General features: G+C 72.8%; 5 protein-coding genes. All 5 read right to left on the reverse strand.

Annotation, left to right across the window (positions count from 1 at the left end; translation table 11 throughout):
* Positions 1–128: 128 nt before the first annotated feature.
* The 5 genes from ACFY2K_RS43300 to ACFY2K_RS43320 all read right to left on the reverse strand — a co-directional run bounded on the left by ACFY2K_RS43300 (position 129) and on the right by ACFY2K_RS43320 (position 6,806).
* Positions 129–380, reverse strand: coding sequence for a hypothetical protein (locus ACFY2K_RS43300; protein WP_387718616.1), 252 nt, complete (start codon positions 378–380; stop codon positions 129–131).
* A 66-nt stretch (positions 381–446) separates the two neighbouring features.
* Entirely contained in the window at positions 447–1,352 is a 906-nt protein-coding gene (locus ACFY2K_RS43305) for a protein spdB (RefSeq protein WP_387718619.1), read from the reverse strand.
* Entirely contained in the window at positions 1,352–3,292 is a 1,941-nt protein-coding gene (locus ACFY2K_RS43310; protein WP_387718622.1) for a MarR family transcriptional regulator, read from the reverse strand. Before ACFY2K_RS43310 ends, ACFY2K_RS43305 begins: the two co-directional genes overlap by 1 nt.
* A 215-nt stretch (positions 3,293–3,507) precedes the next feature.
* Positions 3,508–3,726, reverse strand: coding sequence for a hypothetical protein (locus tag ACFY2K_RS43315; protein ID WP_387718624.1), 219 nt, complete (start codon positions 3,724–3,726; stop codon positions 3,508–3,510).
* A gap of 1,304 nt (positions 3,727–5,030) precedes the next feature.
* Positions 5,031–6,806, reverse strand: a complete 1,776-nt coding sequence (locus tag ACFY2K_RS43320; RefSeq protein WP_387718627.1) for a replication protein — start codon at positions 6,804–6,806, stop codon at positions 5,031–5,033.
* Between the last annotated feature and the right edge of the window lie 285 nt (positions 6,807–7,091).

Consider the following 7,091-nt stretch of genomic DNA (forward strand, 5'->3'; position numbering starts at 1 on the left):
TGGGAGACGTAGGTCCGGCAACTTGGGAGCCCGGGAGGTGAGATGCCCGGGCTTCTGCCGTTCCTAGGGTGATCTTGCCGTACGTCAAGGCGCCCCGCCGGGGTTTCCGGCGGGGCGCCTTTGGTGTGTCAGCGGGTGCCCTCGCGGTGGGCCTTGTGGAGCACCAGGTCCACGCAGGCCCCGGGCAGGTCGGACACCCAGTCGGCGTCATCGATGGTGAAGCCGTGCAGGCCGATGGCCAGCAGCACGCTCTCCAGCAGGAGCCGGGCGTCCTTGCGCTGCTGGGCGGTGATCGGGCCCCCGCCGCGCTGGATGGCGTCGATCCGGTCGGCGGTGGTGCGGCCCTTGGTGTCGGTGTAGGCCGGGTTGTGGTCGGTCATGGTCGGGATTCTCCTCCGGGTGGGCCGGGCGCCGGCCTTTCGGCGGGCGCCCGGCGGGCGGGTGGCTCAGGCGGCCTGTTCGGCGGTTCCGGTGACGCGGCGCCAGGCGTCGCGCAGGGCGGACTCGCTGGCCTTGTGGCCCTCCTCGCGGAAACGGGCGGCCATCGACCGGTAGGAGCGCGGCGGGTCGGTCTCGGCGATCAGCCGGGCCACGATCGCGTCCAGGTCCTCCCCGGCCGGGGCCGGGGCGAGAACGCCGGCGGACTGCGGGCGGACCGCCTCGATCGGGGTCCACACCGGCAGGTCCCACCGGGGCGTGACGGCCGTGACGCCGGGCGTGACGGGCACAGACACACTGGTCAGCGCGTTGGCGGCGCCGTCCTTGTCGCGGGCCTCAGCGAGCCCGGTCCACGCCTCGGAGAGCTTGCGGGCGGTCTTCGCCTGGACCTTGGCGACCCTCGCCCCGGCCGCCGTCACGGCGGTGAGGCGGGTCTCCTCGGTGACGGCCTGGGCGGTCAGCCAGGCCCGGGAGACGGCGGCGCCGTCACGGGCAGACTGCCGGATCTCGTGGATCTCCCGGAGTGCCTTGGGCGTCAACGCCGTGCGCTCCCAGAGCCCGTGGATCACCCACAAGAGCTTCGCGCCGATCGGCAGCCAGGAGACGGCCAGCCATCCGGCGCCGCCCTTGTCGACCGTGGCGGCGTGGGCGACCAGGACGACGACGGCCACCAGGCCGAAGCCCCAGCCGATCAGCGTCACGGCCGTGGAGTGGTCGCCCTGGCGGGCCAGGCGCCGTTCGTAGGCGTGGGCGGCGAGCCACCCGCCGTCGATGCCGAGCCCGACGACCAGGGCGACGAGCACCGGCATGACCGGGCCGAGCCACATCACGACGACGGCCAGGGTCAGCGCCATCGAGACGGCCGTCATCGCGGCGGCGGGAGCGGCGGCGCCGGAGATCTTCGGGGTCCTCATCACGCCGACACCTCCCCGGCGGTCTTGGCGGCGGCGATGCCCTCGTCCGTGCGGACGGCGAACCCGGCGTCGGTCAGCCGCTTCACGGCCTTGGACACCGTGCCCTTAGGCAGGCCGGTTGTCTCCACGACGGCCTTCTGCTGGACCGGACCACCGGCCGCCACGAGCGCGGCCAGGACCTTCCCGTCCGCGCTGTCCGGCGGCGGGGCATCAACCGCGGGCGCCTTGTCGGCCGGGGCGGCCGGAGCCGGGATCGGCGCGGGCACCGGCCGGACCGGACCCGTCACGAACGTGGCCGGGATGGTCGGCGGTTCGGCCGGCACCGGCGGAACGGCGACCGGCGTCGGGCCGACGTACACCGAGTCGTCGTCGTCCTCGACCGGGCCGGACTTCACCAGGGTGAGCGCCGGGCGGGCCGGGGCGGCGGGCTCCTCGTACCGCGACCAGACCGGCCGGTCCGGCAGGGCGATCACGTCGGCCGGGGAGAACGCGCGGGTCTTGATCGGGTGCGGCTTGGCCTTGGGCCCGTGACGGAGCATCGCGAACCCGGGCATCTCCAAGTCGTGGGCGTGCCAGCCCTTCTCGGTGGCGTCCTCGCCGAACACGACGCGGGCCTCGCCGGACGTGCTGAGCGCGAGCGCCGCGCGGTAGGTGATCTGGGCGCTGATCTGCGGGTCGATGCCGCCGTTCTTGTCCATGGTCGGCTTCTGCGTGGCCCACAGCAGGATGATCTCCGCCGCACGCGCCATCCGCGCGATGGTCCGGAAGTTCTCCATGGTCCGGGCGTAGTTGCCCTTGCTCATGGCGATCACCTCGGCGCCCTCGTCCACGAACACCGTGAGGCGGGGCCGCTCCGGGCTGATCTCGATCGTGTCCCGACCGCGCGGGACCAGGGCCAGGCGCTCGTGCATCTCCTCGACCAGCTCGTCCGAGACGTCGAGCACCTCGTCCGGCGTGATGGCCGTGCGGGCGCGGTGCTGCCAGTTGATCGCCTCGACCCGCTTGGGGTCGATGACCACCAGGCGGTTCTCCGCCGTCTCGGACGCCTCGGCCAGCACCGGCCGCGTGGACCACGACTTCCCGGCCCCCGAGGTGCCCGCGATCAGCATCCGGCGCCCCAGCGGGACATGGACCAGATCGCCCGTCACCGTGTCGATGCCCCACGGGTCGCCGGGCTTCCAGCCGGTCAGCACGATGCCGTCGGCAGCCGACCGCGTGCGCAGGATCAGCCGGGCCCAGCCGCCCCGGTCGCCCGCCCGGATCTCCATCCGCAGCGCGGTCCGGCAGCCGAGCAGCGCGCGGACGTGCTCCTCGGCCTGGCGGAGCTTGCCCGCCGTCCACGTGCCTTCGAGCCGCACGTCCGCGACCACGCCCGAGAGCGTGAGTTCCGGACGGCCGGTCAGCGTCCCGGCCAGGCCACGGCCCTCGCAGTGCTCGCGCCAGTGCTCCGGCTGGAGCCGGGCGAGCAGCTGGGCCTCCTCGGCGGTCGGCTCCAACCCAGGCTCGGGCTCCACGTACCGCGCGATCTGGTACGCGAGCCAGCCCACCCCGCCGACCGCAGCCGCGACGGCCGCGACCGCCGTCCACCGCCACACGTCGGCCGGCACCTTGGGCAGGCCCCACCACGCGAGCACCGCGAGACCGGCGGTCACCTTGGTCGCCAGCCACAGCAGCGTGTCCGGCACCGCCCGCTGAGCCTCGCGCAGCTCGCGCTCCGCCCGGTGGGTGGCGGCCTGCTTCTTCTCCGGGTCGAGCCTGCGGGCGACCGCCACGGCCCGCTTGGCGTCGGTCACGAGCGGCTTGAGTTCGCGGCGGAGACCCTTCCTCCGGTCCGCCTCCTCGCGCCAGTTCTCGGCCGTCCAACGGCCCTTCTCGGCCGTCCACTCGGCGGCGGTTTTGGCGTAGCGGGAGGTGACCCGCCAAGCTTGCTTCCTGTCCACGATGTTCCTTTCGCGAGGGTCGGTGGGCACGGGCGGCACCTCTACGCGGGGGTGTCGCCCACTTTTGTGACCGCAGGCGGTTGACCTGCGGGTTTCCGGTTTCCACGGTTTCCCCGGAAACCGGTCGGAGGGGGCCCTACGCGTACGCGCGCGAGGGGCGCCCGGTTGGCCCGAAACGTCCGGTTGGCCCGAAACGCCCGAAACCTGGTGGTTCGTCAGTCCTCCTCGGACCAGGTGCCGATGGTGCCCCGGGCGAGCCCGGTCAGCTCCCGAACCCGGGTCTTCGGCACCCCCGCCGCGACCGCCTGCCGGACCAGCGGGCGGAGGATCTCGTCCACCTCCGCGACGCGGGACATGAGCGCCAGGCGCTCGGCCCCCGGCTCGGTGAGCGCGGCGACAGCCTCCGCGCGGATCTGTTCGGGGGTGCGGGTCACAACGTGCCTCCATCGGTCATCTGCTGCCCAGTGCGGGCGGCATGTGTCCATAGTGGACACTCACTGTCGGATACGCAAGCCCATTGCCGAGATTGACCACCGGTTGGGCTAAAACCCCGTCATGGGCGTTGTACGGCCCTCGGGTGCGTTCCGGGCCCTTCGGTCCGGCCGACTCCTGAAAGTCCGCCAGAGACCCCGTTACGGCCTTCCTCGGCCCCGTGGGGGCGATCACTGTCCCACGGGTGGGACAACCGGCGGGGCGTGTTCAAAGTTTCTCTACTGGATCAAGCCCGGCGGCCCGGCCCGGGCCGCCTCCTGTCTCCGCCCCGGCTCACCCGGCCCCTGCCGCCGGAAGGAGCGTGAGTACCGGTCAGAACACCCGGGGGGCTCCGCCCCGCCGGACCCCCCGGCCACCTCCGGGGAGTCGGGGGGCCAGATCGAGGGTGCAGCGTGCGTCGGGGTGGGCGCGGCCCGTGTGGCGGGACTCCCCAGCGGACGGCATCCGAACCCTGCCACCCCGCCACGGACCCCCGTTCCGACCGCCAGCGGATCGCAACCGACTGGGAAGCAGGACGGGGGCCCGCGACGGCGCGGCCACCACCGCGCTGCCGCCCACCGGGGAGTCCCGCCACGGACCCCGCCTTGGTGTCACGGACGATGGCCGGTCGAGCGCGCAAAGGCCGGCACCTCGTGCGGGTGCCCCGCGTGCCGCCACGGTCATGAGGGTCCACCCGGGTGCCGGCCTTTCCGCGGCTGCCAACCCGGCCGACTCCTGGCGACCCGAATCCAGCCCGGCCTGACTCGCCGACGACCACCGAGTCACGTACCGCACGTCTCGAACTTCACGTACCGACGAGCAGCTGCACGACGACGAGCACCAGGACGACGAGCACCACCAGGAGCAAGCCGAACCCGACCGATCGAACTCCTCACACCCTTACGTCACCGACCCGATGGACCACCCCACTCCTATGCATCACGACCCACCGGAACCGACCCGCCCGAGTCGGTCACACCTCATGCACTTCGAGTGACCCAGGCGCCGGCACCCCGCCGAAGCGCGCTCGAAACCGTCCGCCACAGCACCCAGGTATCTGCCGATACGGATCATGAACCGCCCGCCGAAACGGCGGAGCGAGGTAGTGCGAACTGGGCACAGTTCGCGGGCCACCAGGCGGAGCAAGTTGTGGGCTGAGGAGTCCTTCCGGGGGCGGAGCAAGCTATCGCGCAAGCCGGGCTTACGGCCCGCCCCGCGCACGACGAAGGCCCCGACCGAGGGCGGTCGGGGCCAGGTCCGGGCAGCGTCAGGCCGTGCCCCGGACGCGCGCCATCGCAGCCTCGATCTCGTCCTGCCGGGCGGCGTTGTTGGCCCGGACGGCGGCGAGGAAGGCGTCCCGCTCGGTGGTGTGGGCGTCGAGCTTCGCGCGCTGGCGTTCGGCGTCCTGCCGCTGCCGCTGCCGCTCGTGCTTGGCCTCGGCCCGGTTGGCGTCGCGGTCGGCGTCCTTGGCCTGCCGGTCGAGTTCCTCGCGGCGGGCGAGCACCCGGGCGTACAGCGCTTCCTGCGTCTCGGCCAGCTCCTTGCCGGTGGCCACCCGGACGTGGCTGCGGCGCCCGCCGAGCCCGGCCACCAGGTCGGCCGCCGAGTCGTACGCCTCGGCCTCCACGATCGCCTTCACGTCCATCTCGGCGTCGGCGTTGGTCACGGTCGCGTGGGCGTCGGGCGTCATGATGACGCCGCCGGTCAGGTCGCCCGGCTTCTGCGACTCGTAGACGTACTGCAGGTCGCGTTCCTCGGAGTCGTCACCGGTCATCCCGAGGTGCCGGCGCAAGCCGCGGGTCCACTCGATCGCCCGCCGTCCGGCCATCGCCGCCTCGTACTCCGCCCACCACGCCCGCAGCTGGGCGACCTTGCCGTAGCCCTCGGCCAGGCGCGGGTCACGCCCGGCCACCTCGATGTCCCACAGCCGGTAGAGCATCTGGAACGGCGTCATGGACTTCCGGCCCCGGCCGGTCTTCGAGGTCGCGTTGGCGGTCTCCAGCGCGGCCCCCTTGGACGCGTCCAGGTCCGCCCGCACGTCGTCCGCCGAAGGCCGGTCCGACTCGGGCTTGCCGTCCTGCACCTTGGTCAGGTACTCGATCAGCGCCTTCGCGTCCGGCGACTTGATGATCTGGATCATCACGCCGTGGCCCTTGCCCCGGCACTTGCAGCCGACCTCGTTGCACTCGGTGGACGGCTTGAACTTCGGGTCGGCCTGCCGCAGCGTCTCCGCCCAGTCAGCCCGCAGCCAGTCCTCCCACTCGGTCAGGTCCTCCTCGGTCGGCTCGAAGTAGCCGTCCTTGACCACGGTGCCGTTGGCCGGGGTGCCCTCGACCGTGGCGCCCAGGAAGGCCAGGCAGCCCATGTGCGGGTGCCAGCCGTTCTTCTGGCTGCGGGTGACCTCCGAGGCCCGGGCCATGCCCAGGTAGCCGATCCGGTGGCGGATGCCGTCCTCGGCCGGGCGGACCGAGGCGCACTCCGTGCCGTCCTTGCGGGTCCAGCGGTTGACCGCCTCGGGCCGCCCGTAGAACGCCGGGTCGGTCAGCATCCGCTGGTAGGCCCCGGGCACCCGCCGGGCCTTGCCGGACTTGTCGAGCACCGGGGCGCCGTCCGCGCCGACCATCGGGGCGCCCCACAGCGCGTCGGAGAGGTCGGCCAGCTTGGTCGTGTGGTTGTGCCGGGCGGTCAGCGTGACAACGGCCAGCGTCCCGCCGGCGGCGAGGTGGCGGAGGGCTGCGGTCATCAGCTCCTCGGTCCGGCCACGGCGGATCGCCGCCGAGCACTCCGGGCAGAACCAGATCCGCCCGCAGCGGACCAGGCCGATCGTGACCGCGTAGCCCTTGGTGGACCGGGCGTGGATCACGCCCGTGTCGGGGTCCAGGACCCGGACCCCGCAGCCCGCGCACGCGCCGATCCCGGAGACCCGGTTGAGCACCTTCCGGCCCTGCCAGCGGCGGACCGGGGCGGGCACCTTCCCGTCACGGCGGGAGGTCGCCACCTCAGGGACGGCGGTCGGGTCCGCGCTCTCGGAAAACTCTGTCAACCCTTTACCCAGGAGCGGTTCCGCGCCCGAAAACGGGGTCTGACCTGCGGAAACAGGGGTCCCAACTCCGGACATTTTCGGGTCCCGCGCGGCACGTTTCCGGCAGGCGTCGGAGCAGTAGACCTTGGGCTCCTTGCCCGGGATGATCACGAGCTTCTTGGGGCAGGCGCGGCACTTCGGGCGCTTCGTGAAGCGGGTCTGGGTGACGGCGTCGGTGGACGCGGATACGCTGGGCACAGGACCTCGTGATGACTTTGACGAGGCCCGATGGACCTCGGATCTGTG

Origin of the sequence: Kitasatospora sp. NPDC001309, from assembly GCF_042896295.1 — a bacterium.
Lineage (GTDB): Bacteria > Actinomycetota > Actinomycetes > Streptomycetales > Streptomycetaceae > Kitasatospora.